A 16,617-nucleotide genomic window follows, 5' to 3' on the forward strand; every position below is an offset into this window, starting at 1 on the left:
GCCTTGTGCTCCCCGCGCACGCGGGGATGGTCCCGTCCTCAAGGGGGCGCTGGGGCTCGCGAACAAGTGCTCCCCGCGCACGCGGGGATGGTCCCGTGCGCGCGGTGCCTTCGCCCTGCCCGGCGACGTGCTCCCCGCGCACGCGGGGATGGTCCCCCCGCCTGTGCGGCGAGTTCCTGGATGGCCTTGTGCTCCCCGCGCACGCGGGGATGGTCCCGTCCTCAAGGGGGCGCTGGGGCTCGCGAACAAGTGCTCCCCGCGCACGCGGGGATGGTCCCGATGTCGACTATGCAGCCGTCATCGAGATCCAGTGCTCCCCGCGCACGCGGGGATGGTCCCGGAGAGAGCTGATGTCCACGTCACTGCCGCGGGTGCTCCCCGCGCACGCGGGGATGGTCCCGCCGAGTGGAAGCAGGTGGCCGGTGAGTGACTGTGCTCCCCGCGCACGCGGGGATGGTCCCAAAATCAAACATCCTAATCTGATCTACCCTGGGTGCTCCCCGCGCACGCGGGGATGGTCCCACGTCGTTGATCCCCGGGTTGTCCAGCTCCCGGTGCTCCCCGCGCACGCGGGGATGGTCCCCGCTGCTGGACGATCCGGTCGACGTCGGCCTGGTGCTCCCCGCGCACGCGGGGATGGTCCCAGCGAGATCAGCTCAGCCACGGCGGCGGCCCCGTGCTCCCCGCGCACGCGGGGATGGTCCCGTGGGTGCCGACGTGATCATGCGGCGCCCGGCGTGCTCCCCGCGCACGCGGGGATGGTCCCTCCGCGGCGAGCAGCCGCTCCTCGGTCGGCTCGTGCTCCCCGCGCACGCGGGGATGGTCCCCGCGCTGGCCGCACACCTCGCCGCGCACGGCTGTGCTCCCCGCGCACGCGGGGATGGTCCCCGCCAGTGCTCGGCGTACTCGCCCGCGGACACGTGCTCCCCGCGCACGCGGGATGGTCCCTCGGCGACCTCGGCGCGGGCGGCGGCGAGGTCGTGCTCCCCGCGCACGCGGGGATGGTCCCCGGTACGGGGTGCGGTTCAACCCTCCGGCCGGGTGCTCCCCGCGCACGCGGAGATGGTCCCGGCGTGATCACGCGCTTCATCTGGTTCCCTTCATGTTCCCCGCGCACGCGGGGATGGTCCCGCCTTCTCCGGTCTTTGGAAGCCGTCCCGCGGCGGAACGTCCGGCGGCTGCGTCGAGGCGGCCACCGCGCCCGAAGACGCCGCTGTCCGGGACGCCCAGCACCGAGAGGCCGGGGATCCCGTTTCCGTCCAGGCCGAGTGGGTCGCTCTCCTTATCGGGGTTCGTACCGAACGCCGACTCGGAAAACACAGGTTTCTGGGCACGACCGCCCGGAGGTGCTTTGCGACCGAATAGGATCGGCCTCCGGCCTTTAGCACGACTTATCACCCTTCCGCAGGTGAACCGGGCAGTAGGCCATGACCGGGTCCGGTCAGTACAGATTTACGGTTTCCCCTGTAAAGCCGTAGCCCCAGGGACTATCAATGTGCCCATGACGACTGATGGGCACCCCGAGCCCTGGGTGGCCTCCCTTTCCCCTGCCGCGCGCGCCGTGTGGGCCAAGCACGACTTCGACACCGACGGCTGGCTCCCGCTGTACCGCCACATGGCCGACAGCGCCGCCGTCGGCGGCCTCCTCTGGGATGAGTGGCTTCCCCCGCAGGTCCGCCGCCTCATGGCGGTCGTCCTGCCCGATGGCGAGGCCGACGCCCGCCTCCTCGTCACCTGGCTCTGCTGCGTCCACGACATCGGCAAGGCGACGCCCGCGTTCGCCGGCCAGGTCGACGGCCTCGCCGACCGTATGCGCGCCAACGGCCTGGACACCCCCTCGCGCAAGCAACTCCCCGACCACTACCACGCCCCCCACGGCCTGGCCGGCCAGCTGATCCTCCGCGACTGGCTCACCGCCCGCCACGGCTGGTCGAAGCGCGCCACCCACCAGCTCACCGTCGTCGTCGGCGGCCACCACGGCGTCCAGCCCACCGACGCCGGTATCCGGGAAGCCGACAGGCGCCCCGAACTCCTGCGCACCCCCGGCAACGAGCAGGCCTGGCTCGACGTCCAGCACGAACTCCTCGACGCCGCCGCCACCCGCACCGGTGCCGCGCCCCGCCTCACCGCCTGGCGTGACACCGAAATCCCCCAGACCGCGCAGGTCCTGCTCTCCGCACTGGTCATCACCGCCGACTGGATCGCCAGCAATCCCGACCTCTTCCCCCTCTACCCCAACGCCGGAACCCGCGCCCACGACCCCGTCCGCACTCGCGAGGCCTGGCGTCTCCTCGGCCTCCCCGCCCAATGGCGCCCCCGAGAACCCCAGGGAACCCCTGCCGAGCTCTTCGCGGCCCGCTTCGAGCTCCCGCCCGGCGCCACCCCCCGCCCCGTCCAGGAACAGGCCGTCGAGGCCGCCCGCGCCATGCCCGCCCCCGGCCTGATGATCATCGAGGCCCCCATGGGCGAGGGCAAGACCGAGGCCGCCCTCACCGTCGCCGAAGTCTTCGCCGCCCGCTCCGGCGCCGGCGGCTGCTTCGTCGCCCTCCCCACCATGGCCACGAGCAACGCCATGTTCGACCGCTTCCTCACCTGGCTCGCCCATGTCCCCGGCATGCCCGCCGAAGCCGCCTCCGTCTTCCTCGCCCATTCCAAGGCCCACCTCAACGAGGACTACCTCGCCCTGATGGGCGGCGGTATCACCCTCGACCTCGACCGGGACGGCGGTGACGACCGGGCCGTGACCGCCCTCATCGCCCACCGCTGGCTCCGCGGACGCAAGAAGGGCATGCTCGCCTCCTTCGCCGTCGGCACCGTCGACCAGCTCCTCTTCCTCGGACTCAAGAGCCGCCACCTGGCCCTGCGCCACCTCGCCCTGTCCGGGAAGGTCGTGGTCGTCGACGAGGCCCACGCCTACGACACCCATATGAACACCTACCTCGACCGCGCCCTGACCTGGCTCGGCGAGTACGGCGTCCCCGTCGTCATCCTGAGCGCGACCCTCCCCGCCCGCCGCCGACGCGAACTCGTCGCCGCCTATACCGGTGACCGCGACGGCCACGACCACGTGGAACAGGCCCGCGCCTACCCCCTCATCACCACCGCGGCTCCCGGCGTCCGCGCGGACGTCACCGAGCCCCGCGCCTCCGGCCGCGGCGCCGACGTCCTCATCGAACCCCTCGACGACGACCTCGACGCCCTCACAAGCCGGCTCGAGACCGAACTCTCCGACGGCGGCTGCGCCCTGGTCATCCGCAACACCGTCGCCCGCGTCCACGAGGCCGCCTCCCGCCTCCGCGACGCCTTCGGCGAGAACACCGTCACCGTGGCCCACTCCCGCTTCCTCGACCTGGACCGCGCCGCGAACGACGCCGCCCTTGTCGCCGCCTACGGTCCGCCCGACCGCGATCCGGAGCGCCCCGCCCGGCACATCGTGGTCGCCACCCAGGTCGTCGAGCAGTCCCTGGACGTCGACTTCGACCTCCTGGTCACCGACCTGGCCCCCGTCGACCTCGTCCTCCAGCGCATGGGCCGCCTGCACCGCCACCCCCGCGGCGAGCAGCAGTCCGACCGCCCCGCATCCCTGCGCCGCGCCCGCTGCCTGGTCACCGGTGTCGACTGGACCGCCACACCCCCCGAACCCGTCCGCGGCTCGCGCACGATCTACGGCGAACACGTCCTCCTGCGCTCCCTCGCGGTCCTGCGCTCCCGGCTGGACGCGCACGCCGACGCCGAACGCACGGTCCGCCTCCCCGCCGACATCAGCCCCCTGGTCCAGGACGCCTACGCCGACGACGACGCACTCCTCCCGCCCGCCTGGAAGGGCAGGGCCGAGGAGGCTCGCACCGCCCACGAGGTCGCCCGGCTGATCCAGCGCGAGAAGGCCCGCACGTTCCTCCTCAGGAAGCCCGCCACCCCGGGCAAACCCCTCATCGGCTGGATCGACGCGGGGGTCGGCGACGCCGACGACTCCCACAGGGGCCGCGCCCAGGTCCGCGACACGGCGGAGAGCCTGGAGGTCCTGGTCGCCCGCCGGGCCGCCGACGGCACCGTCACCACCGTCCCGTGGCTTCCCGACGGCCGCGGCGGCGTGGAACTGCCGACCCACACCGCCCCTCCCGCCGAAGCCGCCCGCACCCTGCTCGCCTCCGCGCTGCGCCTGCCCTACCAGTTCACCTTCGGCGCGACCATCGACCGCGCCATCGACGAACTCGAAACCGACATGGTCCCCGCCTGGCAGTCCAAGGACGCCCACTGGATCGCCGGGGAACTCGTCCTCTTCCTCGACGAGGACGACCGGGCCGACCTGGCCGGACACCACCTGCACTACACCCGGACCGACGGATTGAAGGCCACCCGTGCCGAATGACACAGCCACCGCACCCGTAACCTTCGATCTCACCACCAGCCCCTGGCTCCCGGTCCTGCGAACCGACGGCACCGCGGACGAGCTCTCCCTCACCGAGGTGTTCGCCCAGGCCGCCGACCTGCGACGGCTGGTCGGCGACGTGCCCACCCAGGAGTTCGCGCTGCTGCGCCTGCTGCTGGCGGTCCTGCACGACGCCCTCGACGGACCCTCGGACCTGGACGAGTGGGAGGACCTCTGGCGGGAGGGCATCCCGGCCGACACCGTCGCCGCCTACCTGCACGACCACCGCGAGCGCTTCGACCTGTTCCACCCCGCCACCCCGTTCTTCCAGGTAGCGGACCTGCGCACGGGCAAGGACGAGTACTCCTCGCCCGACCCGATCGTCGCGGACGTCCCCAACAACGCCCGGTTCTTCACCATGCGCGCCCTCGGTGCCGCCACCCTGACCTTCGCCGAGGCCGCCCGCTGGCTGGTCCACGCCCACGCCTACGACACCTCCGGCATCAAGTCGGGGGCCGTCGGCGATCCCCGGCTCAAGAGCGGCAAGGTCTACCCGCAAGGGGTGGGGTGGGCGGGGAACCTCGGTGGAGTCCACGTCGAGGGCGACACCCTCCGGGAAACACTGCTGCTCAACCTCGTCGCCTTCGACACCGACGGCCTGCACTGGGACCCCGACTTCGACACCGAACCGGACCTCCCCGCCTGGCGCCTGCCGCCCGACACGTCCGCACCCCTCGCCGGGACCGCGGCCGTCAGCCGACCGCACGGTCTGCGGGACCTCTACACCTGGCAGACCCGCCGCCTGCGCCTGCACCACGACGGGGAATCCGTCAACGGGGTCCTGCTCGCCTACGGCAACCCGCTGACCCCCCACAACAAGCACGACCGCGAACCCATGACGGCCTGGCGGCGCAGCCCCGCCCAGGAGAAGAAGCTCAAGCAGGCCACCGTCTACCTTCCCCGGGACCACGATCCCTCCCGGGCGGCCTGGCGCGGCCTGGGTGCACTGGTCACCGGGGAGGTCCGCGGCGCCGAACAACGCCATGAGGCCGCGGCCATCGTCCGACCCCGCATCCTGGACTGGTTCCACCGGCTCGCGGTGCACGGGCCCTTCGAACCGTCGACCCTCATCAGGGTCCGCCTGGCCGGGGCCGTCTACGGCACCCAGCAGTCCGTCATCGACGAGATCGTCGACGACGCGGTTGCTCTGCCGATCGTCCTGCTGGGCGAACGCAACGCGGACCTCGGGCGGATGGCCGTCGACGCGGTCGCGGACGCCGAGAACGCCGTCACCGTTCTGGGCGACCTGGCCACCGACCTCGCCCGAGCCGAGGGCAGGGAGCCCGACCCGCCCCGGAGCACAGCCCGCGACCAGGGGTTCGCCGCGCTCGACGACCGCTTCCGGGCGTGGCTCCGCGCACTGAGGTCATCGGACGACCCGGGCTACCCGGCCGAACAACGCCGACGGTGGCAGGCCGAGGTCCACCGGATCGTCTCCGACCTGGGCGGCGACCTGGTCCGGGCCTCGGGAGAGGCCGCCTGGCAGGGTCGGGTCGTCCACACCGCGAAGGGGGACCTGTGGCTCAACGCCTCCCGGGCCGACCTGCGCTTCCGCTCCGGCCTGCGCAAGGCCCTGACCATGGCCGCCCCCGAGGACGCGGCCGCCTCGAAAACGCCGGACGGTACCGGCGACGACGACTGAACCGGACAACGGAGACACAGCGGTGACCACCACGACCCCCACCGAGTACATGCCGGCGCTCCACGACCTGGGGACCTTCGTCGACGAGCGCATCCGCCCCATCCAGGGCGGCTACATGAAGGACCGACCCGAAGCGGTGGCGCTCCTGGCCAAACTGCGCCGGGGCGCGGGCAAACCCCTAGCGGACGTCCCGGAACTGATCGGGCTCACCCTCGACCACGACTTCTACGAGAAGTTCCCGGTCGACCACTCGCATGTTGAGCACGCCGAGGCCGCCGCCCACGAGGCCCTGACCCTGTACGCCCTGCACCAGCAGTCCAAACGGGACCAGGGCATGCACCGGCGGGGTCGCGACCTGGGCGGTGCGGTGCGGCGCCTCATGCCGGCCGGAACCATCGACGAACCCCTGCGCAGGCGCTTCGTCCAGGCCGGAAGCGCGGTGGACCACGGCGTCCGCCTGGACCGCCTCCGGGGCATCGTCAAGCTGCTGCGAGCCGCCGACGTCCCCCTCGACTACGGCCTGCTGGCCGACCAGCTCTACACGATCCGGGCCGTCAGGGGCGGCCCCGCCCGCGTCCGCACCGCCTGGGGTCGCGGGTTCCAGTCCTACCGCCCCGCGACCGCGGGGGAGGGCGGTACCGGAACGATGACGTCCCCGACGGACGGCTGACAGGCCGGGCCTGGCCCACACGCCCTCCGGCCGATCCCGGGACCCTCCTCCTGTCGCGCGCACATCCACCGGATTCCGCCCCCGCTGCGACAGTGCGGACACACAGCACCACACCGACGAGACCACGAGGAACCGACGACCATGAGCCGCACCATTCTCGACGTGCACGTGTTGCAGACCGTGCCGCCCAGCAATCTCAACCGCGACGACACCGGCACCCCCAAGACCGCCGTCTACGGCGGCGTCCGCCGGGCCCGGGTCTCCAGCCAGGCCTGGAAGCGCGCCACCCGCCAGGCGTTCGGTGCCCTCCTCGACCCCCAGGACCTGGGCACCCGCACCAAGCGGGTCGCCGAACTGGTCGCCGACCGCATCACCGAACTCGCACCGGACCTTTCCCGGGACGAGGCCGTCGCCCTCGCCGCCGAGACCGTTCAGGTCGCCACCGGTTCCAAGATCGAGGTGCCCAAGCGCAAGGCCGACGCCGCCAAGAAGAAGGGCGAGAAGGAGCCCGCTCCCGAGTCCTCCTACCTCATGTTCCTCAGCGCCCGCCAGCGCGACGGCCTGGCCGCCCTCGCCGTCGAGGGCCGCGAGGACATCAAGGGGTTCCTCAAGGACAAGGACGCCAAGGCGCGTGCCAAGGCCATCGCCGACACCCACCACTCCGTCGACATCGCCCTGTTCGGCCGCATGGTCGCCGACGGTGCCGACATCAACGTGGACGCCGCCGCCCAGGTCGCCCACGCCATCAGCGTGCACGCGGTCGAGAACGAGTCCGACTACTACACCGCCGTCGACGACCGCAATGAGGACTCCGAGCCGGGCGCGGGCATGATCGGCACCGTCGAGTTCAACTCCGCGACCCTCTACCGCTACGCCGCCGTCGACGTCGACCAGCTGCGCAGGAACCTGGGGGAGGGGCTGCGCGAGGACGAGCCCGCCACCGAGCCGCTGCGCCGAGCGGTGCAGGCGTTCGTGCGCGGGTTCGTGGAGTCGCTGCCCACCGGCAAGATCAACACCTTCGGCAACCACACCCTGCCGGACGCGGTGATCGTCAAACTGCGCAGCGCGCGGCCGATCAGCTTCGTCGGGGCCTTTGAAGAGCCCGTCGAGGCGGGCAGGGGGCACCTCGCCGAGGCCTGCGCGCGGCTCGCCGACTACATCGTCGGGGTCGAGCGCGCCTACAACGCGACCGACGACGTGGACACCTGGGTGGTCCGGGTGGGGGAGCGCACGGCCAAGCTGTCCGGCGTCGGCGCCTCCGTCTCCCTGGCCGAACTGGTCGATCAGGTCGGCGAGGCGGTGGCCCGGCGGCAGGTGTCCGGCGCATGAGCGTCCTGCCCCTCGTCCTGGCCGGACCGCTCCAGTCCTGGGGGTCGGCGTCCAGGTTCGCCCGGCGCACCACGGAGAACGCCCCGACCAAGAGCGGGGTGGTCGGGCTGCTCGCCTCCGCCCTGGGCCGGGAGCGCACCGAGGACCTGTCCGACCTGGCGGCGCTGCGCTTCGGGGTCCGCATCGACCAGCCCGGGGTCCGGGTGCGCGACTACCAGACCGCCCGGCACCTGGTCACCGACGTGTCCATGCCGGTGTCGGAACGCTTCTACCTGGCGGACGCGGTGTTCGTCGCGGCGGTCGAGGGCGACGACGAACTCGTCGGGACGCTGTACGACGCCGTGCGGGCCCCGGTCTTCCTTCCCTATCTCGGGCGGCGCTCCTGCCCGCCGGCCCGGCCCCTCGACCTGGGAGAGCCGGTCCCCGGCCGTGTGGAGGACGTGCTGGAGGGCCAGTCCTGGCAGGCCGCCCCGTGGTACCGGCGCAGCAGGAGCCGGGAGGCCGTGGTGGACCTCACCACCATCATCGACGCCGGACGCGGGACCGCTGGAGACCTGTTCCGCGACCTTCCGCTCAGCTTCGACCCCCTGCACCGGCGTTACGCCATGCGTGCGGTCACCACCGACTCGGTACGGGTGCGCAACCCGGACGCGCGCCGCGAGCGGATACCCGACCACGACCCCCTGCTCGCGCTGGGAGGAGACTGATGTACCTCACCCGCTTCCGCTTCAACACCAACAAGACGGGAAGCCGTCGGCTGCTGTCGTCCCCGCAGGTGCTGCACGCCGCCGTGATGGGCTGCTTCCCCGAGATACTGCCCTCCGAGCCGGGCGGGCCGCGCGTGTTGTGGCGCCTGGACCGCAACTCGCGGGCGGAGGTGCTGCTGTACGTGGTGAGTCCGAGCCGGCCGTTGATGGACGACCTCATGGACCAGGCCGGGTGGCGGGGCGTCGACGACCCGGAACGGGTGTGGAAGAGCCACGACTACACGGGGTTCCTCGACCGGCTGTCCAAGGGGCAGACGTGGGCGTTCCGGCTCACCGCCAACCCGGTGCACAGCATCCGGCGCAAGGACGGGGAGCCCACCAAGGTCACCGCGCACGTCACCCCGCGCCACCAGGCGGGGTGGCTGATCCAGCGGCAGGACGCCTCCGGGTTCGTGATCGTGCGCAAGCCCTCCGACCAGCAGTTGCTGCCGGGGGAGGACGAGTACGAACTGACCGTGCACGACCGGAACGCGGCAGGGTTCGACAAACCTGACCCGAGGCCCGATCGCAGGGGGAAGCGGATGAGGGTGCCGATCGTCACGGCGACCTTCGACGGACGGCTCACCGTCACCGACCCGGAGGCGCTGCGCCGGGTGCTGTGCGCGGGGCTCGGCAGGGCCAAGGCGTACGGCTGCGGGCTGATGACGCTGGCGCCGGTGGGGGCGGGGCGGTGACCGCCACGGCGGGGAGCCGCGGGGCGTCGACACCGTGGGAGCTGACCAGGGTCGGTGAGCGGATCTCGTTCGTGTACCTGGAGAAGTGCATCGTGCACCGGGAGGACAACGCGATCACCGCGGCGGACGGCGAGGGGGTCCGGCACCTGCCGTCGGCGACCATCGGGGCGTTGCTGCTGGGGCCGGGGACCAGTGTGACCGACGGTGCGATGAAGCTGCTGGGGGAGTGCGGCGCGACCGTGGTGTGGGTCGGCGAGTACGGGGTGCGGTTCTACGCGGCGGGGAGGGCGCTGACGCGGTCGTCCAAGCTGGTGGAGGTGCAGGCGACGGCGTGGGCGAACCCGCAGAAGCGGTTGAGCGTTGCGCGGGGGATGTACCGGATGCGGTTCCCGGACCTGGATGTCGAGGGGCGGACGCGTCAGCAGCTTCTCGGGTACGAGGGCAAGCGCGTCCAGGCCGCCTATCGGAAGGAGGCCGAGCGGACGGGGGTGACCTGGCGCGGGCGGCGTTACGTGCCGGGGGACCACGACCGGTCGGACACGCCGAACAAGGCGATCACCTCGGCGGCACAGTGCTTCTACGGGATGGCGCACTCGGTGACGGCGGCGCTGGGATGCAGTCCGGGGCTGGGGTTCGTGCACTCGGGGCACGAGCGCGGGTTCGTCATGGACATCGCCGACCTGTACAAGGTGGAGATCGGGATCCCGGTGGCCTTCGACGCGGCTGCGCAGGGCGACGAGGACGTCGACGGGGTGACCCGGCGGTTGCTGCGGGACCGGATCAACCGCGAGGGGCTGCTGGAGCGCTGCGTGGACGACGTGAAGCGTCTGCTCCTGGGGGACGCGGCGGACGAGGCGGCCGATGAACGGGACGAGGTGGCCCTCGTGGGCGACCGCGGGCGGTTGTTGGAGGCGGGGCGCAACTACGAGTTCGAGGTCGTGTGGTGACGGTCCTGGTGCTGACCAACTGTCCGAAGGGGTTGCGGGGACTGCTGACCCGGTGGCTGATGGAGATCTCGTCAGGGGTGTTCGTGGGCAGGCCCTCGCGGAGGATCCGTGATCTGCTGTGGGAGGAGGTGCAGCAGTACGCGGGGCAGGGGAGGGCGTTGCTCGTGTACACGAACGACTCGGAGCAGGGGTTCGGCTTCAAGACCTTCGAGCACCACTGGCAGCCGGTCGACCATGAGGGCTTGATCCTCATGAACCGCCCGAAGGAGTCTTCGCCGTCCACTTCCACCAACCCGCCGAAGAAGGGCTGGAGCAAGGCCGCCAAGCGACGTCGTTTCGGCCGCTGAGCGATATTTGACTTTTGTATTCTTTTGGGCTTAGTGTCCGAAATTCAAGAAGTTTGAAAATCGCCTGGTTCCCAGTGGGATCTTCGCAGGTCATTTACTGTGCTCCCCGCGCACGCGGGGATGCTCCCCGGACCGTGCTCGGGGGTTCCCACGTGTAGCGGTGCTCCCCGCGCACGCGGGGATGCTCCCCAGATCACCAACCGGCACAGCTTGACCGTGGGGTGCTCCCCGCGCACGCGGGGATGCTCCCGACCGGGAGACCTGGAGATTCCTGGGCTGGGTGTGCTCCCCGCGCACGCGGGGATGCTCCCTGGGGCGCCCACGGGCGGGCGGCCGGGCCCAAGGTGCTCCCCGCGCACGCGGGGATGCTCCCTGTCGCCGCTGCTGGCTGATCCACAGGGCGCGGTGCTCCCCGCGCACGCGGGGATGCTCCCTAACCCCCTGGGGGGCATCCTGACTTCGGTCGGTGCTCCCCGCGCACGCGGGGATGCTCCCAGTCGCGCAGCGCTGCGTACAGCCTCCGCGAGGTGCTCCCCGCGCACGCGGGGATGCTCCCGGCGCCGTCGCGTCGAAGCTCCCGTCTCGGACGTGCTCCCCGCGCACGCGGGGATGCTCCCCAGACCAGGTGCGTGTACCGGAGGATCGCGTGGTGCTCCCCGCGCACGCGGGGATGCTCCCGTCGGGCAGGTGATCGCGGCGACGGGAACTCCGTGCTCCCCGCGCACGCGGGGATGCTCCCATCGCCGCCCGGATGATCATGCAGCACCTGTGGTGCTCCCCGCGCACGCGGGGATGCTCCCCGCCAGGCCGGGACCCACGGAATGGTCCAGGTGTGCTCCCCGAGATCCTGGTGAATGCGACCGGTAAGTGGTGTGCTCCCCGCGCACGCGGGGATGCTCCCCCGGCGCGTCGGGGATGTGCGGGCGGCCGGTGGTGCTCCCCGCGCACGCGGGGATGCTCCCCACCGGCCGGGCCGGACGGGGCGGGCGCCGGCGTGCTCCCCGCGCACGCGGGGATGCTCCCGTGGCGGCGAGCGACCCCATGAAGGTCCCGTCGTGCTCCCCGCGCACGCGGGGATGCTCCCGGGTATCGGCGGATGTAGAGGTACTGGTATTGGTGCTCCCCGCGCACGCGTGGATGCTCCCGATCGCTCTCCTGCGTGACTCCGCGACCGTAGGTGCTCCCCGCGCACGCGGGGATGCTCCCGAGTTGGCCACGTGCTCCGGGCGGCGGACGTCGTGCTCCCCGCGCACGCGGGGATGCTCCCGGCCCGTGGCCGTCAGCACCTGAAGCAACAGCGTGCTCCCCGCGCACGCGGGGATGCTCCCCGTCGGGAACTCATCAACCTCGCCGAGGCCACGTGCTCCCCGCGCACGCGGGGATGCTCCCGGCGGGGGGTGAGCGCGTGGACCCCTACGCCAGTGCTCCCCGCGCACGCGGGGATGCTCCTATCGGCTCAGGGACGAGTGCGGGCACGGCCGCGTGCTCCCTGCGCACGCGGGGATGCTCCCTCGCCGCCTCCCCCACCGGACTGGTGGTCGCCGTGCTCCCCGCGCACGCGGGGATGCTCCCGTCATGACCGGGCTCGCACTGATGACGATGGCGTGCTCCCCGCGCACGCGGGGATGGTCCCCCCAAAAGCAGCGGGTGGATGGTGTGGAACCGGTGCTCCCTGCGCACGCGGGGATGGGGGCTAGGAGGGGCGGGGAGCGGGCGGCGGGGGACTAAGAGCTCAGGGCAGGGGAAGCGGCGGGATGGGAGCGCTAACAAAGGGGAACTGGAAGCGTTTACCTTGGGTGGGAGGCTGTTGCCGTGTGGGGGCGATGGGATATGTTAGCGCCCACCGTCCGGCTCGTGCCCGGCGGGCGTTCACCGAGCACGCGACCGCATCGGCTGTGAAGGAGCTGCGGGTGGCCCAGACCCCATCGACCCCCGGCGCGGCGCGGGAGCCCGCGATGACCGACGTCGCGCGCCTGGCCGGGGTGTCGCACCAGACGGTCTCCCGCGTGCTCAACGGCCACCCCAACGTCCGCGAGCAGACCCGGCTGCGGGTGCGCGCGGCCATCGAGCAGCTCGGCTACCGGCCCAACCGGGCCGCCCGGGCGCTGGCGACCGGGCGGTCACAGCTCATCGGCGTCGTCGCCCAGAACTCGACCCTGTTCGGCCCCTCCTCGCTGCTGGCCGCCTTCGAGCTCGCCGCCGCGGCCCGGGGCTTCGTCGTCAGCGTCCGCCGGGTCCGGGTGCTGGACCGGGGCTCCATCGCGGAGGCCGTCGACCACCACCTGGAGCAGCGCGCCGCCGGGATCGTGGTGATAGCGCCCACCGCCGCCGCCGACGAGGCCCTGGCCGCGGTGCCGCCGGACATCCCGCTGGTCGCGGTGGACGGCGACCCCGCGCGCGGCGACACCCTGGTGACCGTGGACCAGCAGGCCGGCGCGCGGCTGGCCACCCGCCACCTGCTGGACGCCGGGCACCGGACCGTCTGGCACGTGGCCGGCCCCTCGGAGTGGTTCGACGCCGCCGACCGGGAGCGGGGCTGGCGGCGGACCCTGGAGGAGGCGGGAGCCGAGGTCCCGCCGGTGAGCCCCGCGGACTGGAGCGCTGCCTCGGGCTACCGGGCCGGGCTGATCCTCGCCCGCATGCCCGAGGTCACCGCGGTCTTCGCCGCCAACGACCACCTGGCGCTGGGCATCCTGCGGGCGATGTCGGAGCGCGGACGCGCCGTCCCCGGCGAGGTGAGCGTCGTCGGGTTCGACGACGTCCCCGAGGCCGCCTACTTCATCCCGCCCCTGACCACCGTGCGCCCCGACTTCGCCACGGTGGCCACCGAGACGCTGGACGTGCTCCTGTCGTGCATGTCCGGGGAGCCCGCCGCCTCCACCCGCCGGACGATCACGCCGACCCTGGTGGAACGCGCCAGCGTGGCCGCCCCGCCCCGGTAGGCGGGGCGGCCGCGCCGGGTCAGGCCGAGGCCGGCTCCCGGGCGCCCGGGGCGGGTGCGGCGCCGCCCTCCCCGGGCCCGTCCCGGCGGACGCGCAGCCCGAACACCGCCCCGCCCGCGCCGATCCGACGCTTGTTGTAGATGTCGAAGGCCACCGCCAGCAGCAGCACCAGCCCCTTGATGAGCTGCTGCCAGTCCACGCCGAGCCCGATCAGGGACATCCCGTTGTTGAGGACGCCCATGACCAGGGCGCCGATGACGGCCCCCACCACGGTGCCCACCCCGCCGGACGCCGACGCGCCCCCGATGAACGCCGCCGCGATGGCGTCCAGCTCGAACATGGTGCCCGCGCCCGGGGTGGCCGCGTTGAGCCGCGCGGTGAACACCAGCCCGGCCAGCGCGGACAGCGCCCCCATGTTGACGAACACCCAGAAGGTGGTCCGCTGCGTGCGGATGCCCGACAGGGCCGCCGCCCGCTCGTTGCCGCCCACCGCGTAGATCCGCCGGCCCGGCGTCGTCGAGCGCGTCACGAACGAGTACCCCGCGATCAGCGCCACGAGCAGCAGCCCCACCAGGGGCAGGCCGTTGTGGGCCGCCAGCGCCCAGGTGAACGCCAGGATCGCCGCGACGAGCACCGCCGAGCCCGCCGCGGTCACCGCCGCGGGCTGCACCGGCAGCCCGTGCGCCCGGGTCCGCGCCCGGGCCCGCCACTGGATCCACACCACGACCGCCGCGCCCGCCGCGCCCAGCAGCAGGGTCGGCAGGTGCGGGCCGTCGGTCTGGCCGGGGAGGAACCCGCCCGCGATCCGCCGCAGGGAGGAGGGCAGGTGCGCGATGGACTCGCCTCCCAGGACGGCCAGCGTGGCGCCGCGGAACACGAGCATCCCGGCGAGGGTGACGATGAACGCGGGGACGCGCACGTACGCGATCCAGAAGCCCTGCCAGGCGCCGATGGCCGCGCCGAGCAGCAGCGCCAGGGGCACCACCGCGAAGGTCGGCAGCCCCCAGGAGGTGAGCATGATCGCCGACACGGCGCCGGTGAACGCCACCACCGACCCGACCGACAGGTCGATGTGCCCGGTGACGATCACCAGCATCATGCCGATGGCCAGGATCAGGATGTAGGAGTTCTGGAGGATCAGGTTGGTGATGTTGAGCGGGGTCAGCAGCAGCCCGCCCGTCAGGATCTGGAACAGGACGACGATGGCGACCAGCGCCACCGCCATGCCGTAGCGGCGGGTGTCGCCGCGCAGCAGGGCGCCGAGCCCGGCCCGCCCGGAGCCGGTCCGTCCCGCGGTCTTCTGTTTCATGGCCGGTCCCCGGTTCTCGTCATCAGTCTCATGAGGGTCTCCTGGTCGGCCTCGGCCGCGGGCACCTCGCCGGTGATGCGGCCCTCGCACATGGTGTGGACGCGGTCGCACATGCCCAGGACCTCGGGCAGCTCCGAGGAGATGAGCAGGACGGCGGCGCCCTCCGCCGCCAGCCTGCGGATGATCAGGTGGATCTCGTACTTGGCGCCGACGTCGATGCCGCGCGTGGGCTCGTCCAGGATCAGCAGCTCCGGCCGGGTGAACATCCACTTGGCCAGGACGACCTTCTGCTGGTTGCCGCCGCTGAGCGTGCGCACCGTCCCGGCGGCGACGTTCCCGCGCACGCGCAGCTCCTCGCCCATCCGCCGGGCCTCGACGGTCTCCCGCGCCTGGTCGATGACCCCGTGGCGCGAGACGCGGTGCAGCGCGGCCAGGGTGGTGTTGCGCCGGATGTCCTCGTCGAGCAGCAGCCCGAGCGTCTTGCGGTCCTCGGGCACGTAGGCCAGGCCGCCGCGGACGGCCGCGGCGACGTCGTGCACCGGCAGGACCTCGCCGTCCTTGGACAGCGTGCCCCGCACGAACCTGCCGTAGGAGCGGCCGAACAGGCTCATCGCGAACTCGGTGCGCCCGGCCCCCATGAGCCCGGCCAGCCCGACGATCTCGCCCGCGCGCAGGTCCATGTCGACGCCGTCGACCACGCGCCGCCCCGGCCGGGTCGGGTGGTCGACCGTCCAGTCGCGCACCCGGAACCGCACCGGGCCGGCCTCCCCGAGCGGTTCGGGGTAGCGGCGGTCCAGGGAGCGCCCGACCATGCCGCGGATGATCCGGTCCTCGTCCACCGACGGCGTCCCGGCGGCGTCGCGCTCCACGGCGAGCGTCTCGATGGTGCGCCCGTCCCGCAGGATCGTGATCTCGTCGCTCACGTCCACCACCTCGCCGAGCTTGTGCGAGATGAGGATGCAGGTGACGCCCTGGGCGCGCAGTTCGAGGAGCAGGTCCAGGAGCCGCCGGCTCTCGGTCTCGTTCAGCGCCGAGGTGGGCTCGTCCAGGATGAGCAGCCGCACCCGCTTGGCCAGCGCCTTGGCGATCTCGACGAGCTGCTGGGCGCCGATGCCGAGCGCCGACACCGGGACGTCCGGGTTCTCGTCCAGACCCACCCGGAGCAGGAGCTCGCGGGCGCGGGCGTGGGTGGCGTCCCGGTCCAGGACGCCGAACCGGGTGATCTCGTGCCCGAGCAGCACGTTCTCGGCGATGGACAGCTGCGGGACCAGTGCCAGCTCCTGGTGGATGATGGCGATGCCCGACCGCTCGCTGTCGGCCACCCCGGTGAACGCGCAGGGCCTCCCGTCCAGGAGGACCTCCCCGGTGTAGGTCCCGGCGGGGTGGACCCCGCTGAGCACCTTCACCAGGGTGGACTTGCCCGCCCCGTTCTCGCCCATGAGGGCGTGGACGCGGCCCGCGCGCACCTCCAGGGAGACCCCGTCCAGGGCCACCATCCCGGGGAACTCCTTGCGGATGCCCCGCATGCTCAGCAGCGGGCCCGGCGGGGCGCCCGCGGCGG

At 72.6% G+C, this 16,617-nt stretch carries 11 protein-coding genes, 1 pseudogene and 3 CRISPR repeat arrays; of the genes and pseudogenes, 10 read left to right on the forward strand and 2 right to left on the reverse strand.

Annotation, left to right across the window (positions count from 1 at the left end; translation table 11 throughout):
• The first annotated feature begins 5 nt into the window (after positions 1 to 5).
• Positions 6 to 1,131: a CRISPR direct-repeat array (repeat unit 29 nt; unit sequence GTGCTCCCCGCGCACGCGGGGATGGTCCC).
• 30 nt (positions 1,132 to 1,161) lie between these two features.
• The 10 genes and pseudogenes from ACFVNO_RS05100 to ACFVNO_RS05145 all read left to right on the forward strand — a co-directional run.
• Positions 1,162 to 1,365: pseudogene (locus ACFVNO_RS05100) on the forward strand (DUF397 domain-containing protein); the annotation flags it as partial.
• A 136-nt stretch (positions 1,366 to 1,501) separates the two neighbouring features.
• On the forward strand, positions 1,502 to 4,369 hold the full coding sequence (cas3, locus tag ACFVNO_RS05105) for a CRISPR-associated helicase Cas3' (protein WP_378889499.1): 2,868 nt from the start codon (positions 1,502 to 1,504) through the stop codon (positions 4,367 to 4,369).
• The gene (gene casA / locus ACFVNO_RS05110; protein WP_355255644.1) at positions 4,359 to 6,071 is read left to right on the forward strand and encodes a type I-E CRISPR-associated protein Cse1/CasA; all 1,713 of its coding nucleotides are present in this window, start codon (positions 4,359 to 4,361) and stop codon (positions 6,069 to 6,071) included. The genes cas3 and casA overlap by 11 nt, the downstream gene beginning before the upstream one ends.
• Before the next feature lie 22 nt (positions 6,072 to 6,093).
• Positions 6,094 to 6,741, forward strand: a complete 648-nt coding sequence (gene casB, locus ACFVNO_RS05115) for a type I-E CRISPR-associated protein Cse2/CasB (RefSeq protein ID WP_378889503.1) — start codon at positions 6,094 to 6,096, stop codon at positions 6,739 to 6,741.
• A 141-nt stretch (positions 6,742 to 6,882) separates the two neighbouring features.
• Positions 6,883 to 8,070 carry a type I-E CRISPR-associated protein Cas7/Cse4/CasC gene (cas7e, locus tag ACFVNO_RS05120; RefSeq protein WP_355255638.1) on the forward strand — a complete coding sequence of 396 codons (1,188 nt, stop codon included), beginning with the start codon at positions 6,883 to 6,885 and terminating at the stop codon, positions 8,068 to 8,070.
• A complete protein-coding gene (cas5e, locus tag ACFVNO_RS05125) occupies positions 8,067 to 8,777 on the forward strand; it encodes a type I-E CRISPR-associated protein Cas5/CasD (protein ID WP_355255635.1) in 711 nt (236 codons plus the stop codon). Before cas7e ends, cas5e begins: the two co-directional genes overlap by 4 nt.
• On the forward strand, positions 8,777 to 9,511 hold the full coding sequence (gene cas6e, locus ACFVNO_RS05130) for a type I-E CRISPR-associated protein Cas6/Cse3/CasE (RefSeq protein ID WP_355255632.1): 735 nt from the start codon (positions 8,777 to 8,779) through the stop codon (positions 9,509 to 9,511). Before cas5e ends, cas6e begins: the two co-directional genes overlap by 1 nt.
• Positions 9,508 to 10,458: a type I-E CRISPR-associated endonuclease Cas1e gene (gene cas1e, locus ACFVNO_RS05135; protein ID WP_355255629.1), complete on the forward strand. Its 951-nt coding sequence runs from the start codon at positions 9,508 to 9,510 to the stop codon at positions 10,456 to 10,458. The genes cas6e and cas1e overlap by 4 nt, the downstream gene beginning before the upstream one ends.
• Positions 10,455 to 10,805 carry a type I-E CRISPR-associated endoribonuclease Cas2e gene (gene cas2e / locus ACFVNO_RS05140; RefSeq protein WP_378889509.1) on the forward strand — a complete coding sequence of 117 codons (351 nt, stop codon included), beginning with the start codon at positions 10,455 to 10,457 and terminating at the stop codon, positions 10,803 to 10,805. The genes cas1e and cas2e overlap by 4 nt, the downstream gene beginning before the upstream one ends.
• A gap of 99 nt (positions 10,806 to 10,904) precedes the next feature.
• Positions 10,905 to 11,605: direct repeats of the CRISPR family, unit length 29 nt; unit sequence GTGCTCCCCGCGCACGCGGGGATGCTCCC.
• Between the two features lie 72 nt (positions 11,606 to 11,677).
• Positions 11,678 to 12,499: a CRISPR direct-repeat array (repeat unit 28 nt; unit sequence GTGCTCCCCGCGCACGCGGGGATGCTCC).
• Between the two features lie 261 nt (positions 12,500 to 12,760).
• Positions 12,761 to 13,747: a LacI family DNA-binding transcriptional regulator gene (locus tag ACFVNO_RS05145; RefSeq protein WP_220565920.1), complete on the forward strand. Its 987-nt coding sequence runs from the start codon at positions 12,761 to 12,763 to the stop codon at positions 13,745 to 13,747.
• A gap of 19 nt (positions 13,748 to 13,766) precedes the next feature.
• Here ACFVNO_RS05145 and mmsB read toward each other — a convergent pair whose 3' ends face one another.
• Complete coding sequence (gene mmsB, locus ACFVNO_RS05150) at positions 13,767 to 15,056, reverse strand: multiple monosaccharide ABC transporter permease (RefSeq protein ID WP_355255622.1); 1,290 nt, start codon at positions 15,054 to 15,056, stop codon at positions 13,767 to 13,769.
• The gene (locus ACFVNO_RS05155) at positions 15,053 to 16,582 is read right to left on the reverse strand and encodes a sugar ABC transporter ATP-binding protein (protein ID WP_220565919.1); all 1,530 of its coding nucleotides are present in this window, start codon (positions 16,580 to 16,582) and stop codon (positions 15,053 to 15,055) included. Before ACFVNO_RS05155 ends, mmsB begins: the two co-directional genes overlap by 4 nt.
• Between the last annotated feature and the right edge of the window lie 35 nt (positions 16,583 to 16,617).

Origin of the sequence: Nocardiopsis sp. NPDC057823 (assembly GCF_042797335.1) — a bacterium.
GTDB classification, from domain to species: Bacteria; Actinomycetota; Actinomycetes; order Streptosporangiales; family Streptosporangiaceae; genus Nocardiopsis; species Nocardiopsis changdeensis.

Bases quoted from the DNA above. Each gene is read 5' to 3' on its own strand.
- cas6e (WP_355255632.1), top strand. From the start codon at position 8,777: ATGTACCTCACCCGCTTCCGCTTCAACACCAACAAGACGGGAAGCCGT.
- ACFVNO_RS05145 (WP_220565920.1), top strand. From the start codon at position 12,761: ATGACCGACGTCGCGCGCCTGGCCGGGGTGTCGCACCAGACGGTCTCC.
- cas5e (WP_355255635.1), top strand. From the start codon at position 8,067: ATGAGCGTCCTGCCCCTCGTCCTGGCCGGACCGCTCCAGTCCTGGGGG.
- cas7e (WP_355255638.1), top strand. From the start codon at position 6,883: ATGAGCCGCACCATTCTCGACGTGCACGTGTTGCAGACCGTGCCGCCC.
- mmsB (WP_355255622.1), bottom strand. From the start codon at position 15,056: ATGAAACAGAAGACCGCGGGACGGACCGGCTCCGGGCGGGCCGGGCTC.
- ACFVNO_RS05155 (WP_220565919.1), bottom strand. From the start codon at position 16,582: ATGCGGGGCATCCGCAAGGAGTTCCCCGGGATGGTGGCCCTGGACGGG.
- cas3 (WP_378889499.1), top strand. From the start codon at position 1,502: ATGACGACTGATGGGCACCCCGAGCCCTGGGTGGCCTCCCTTTCCCCT.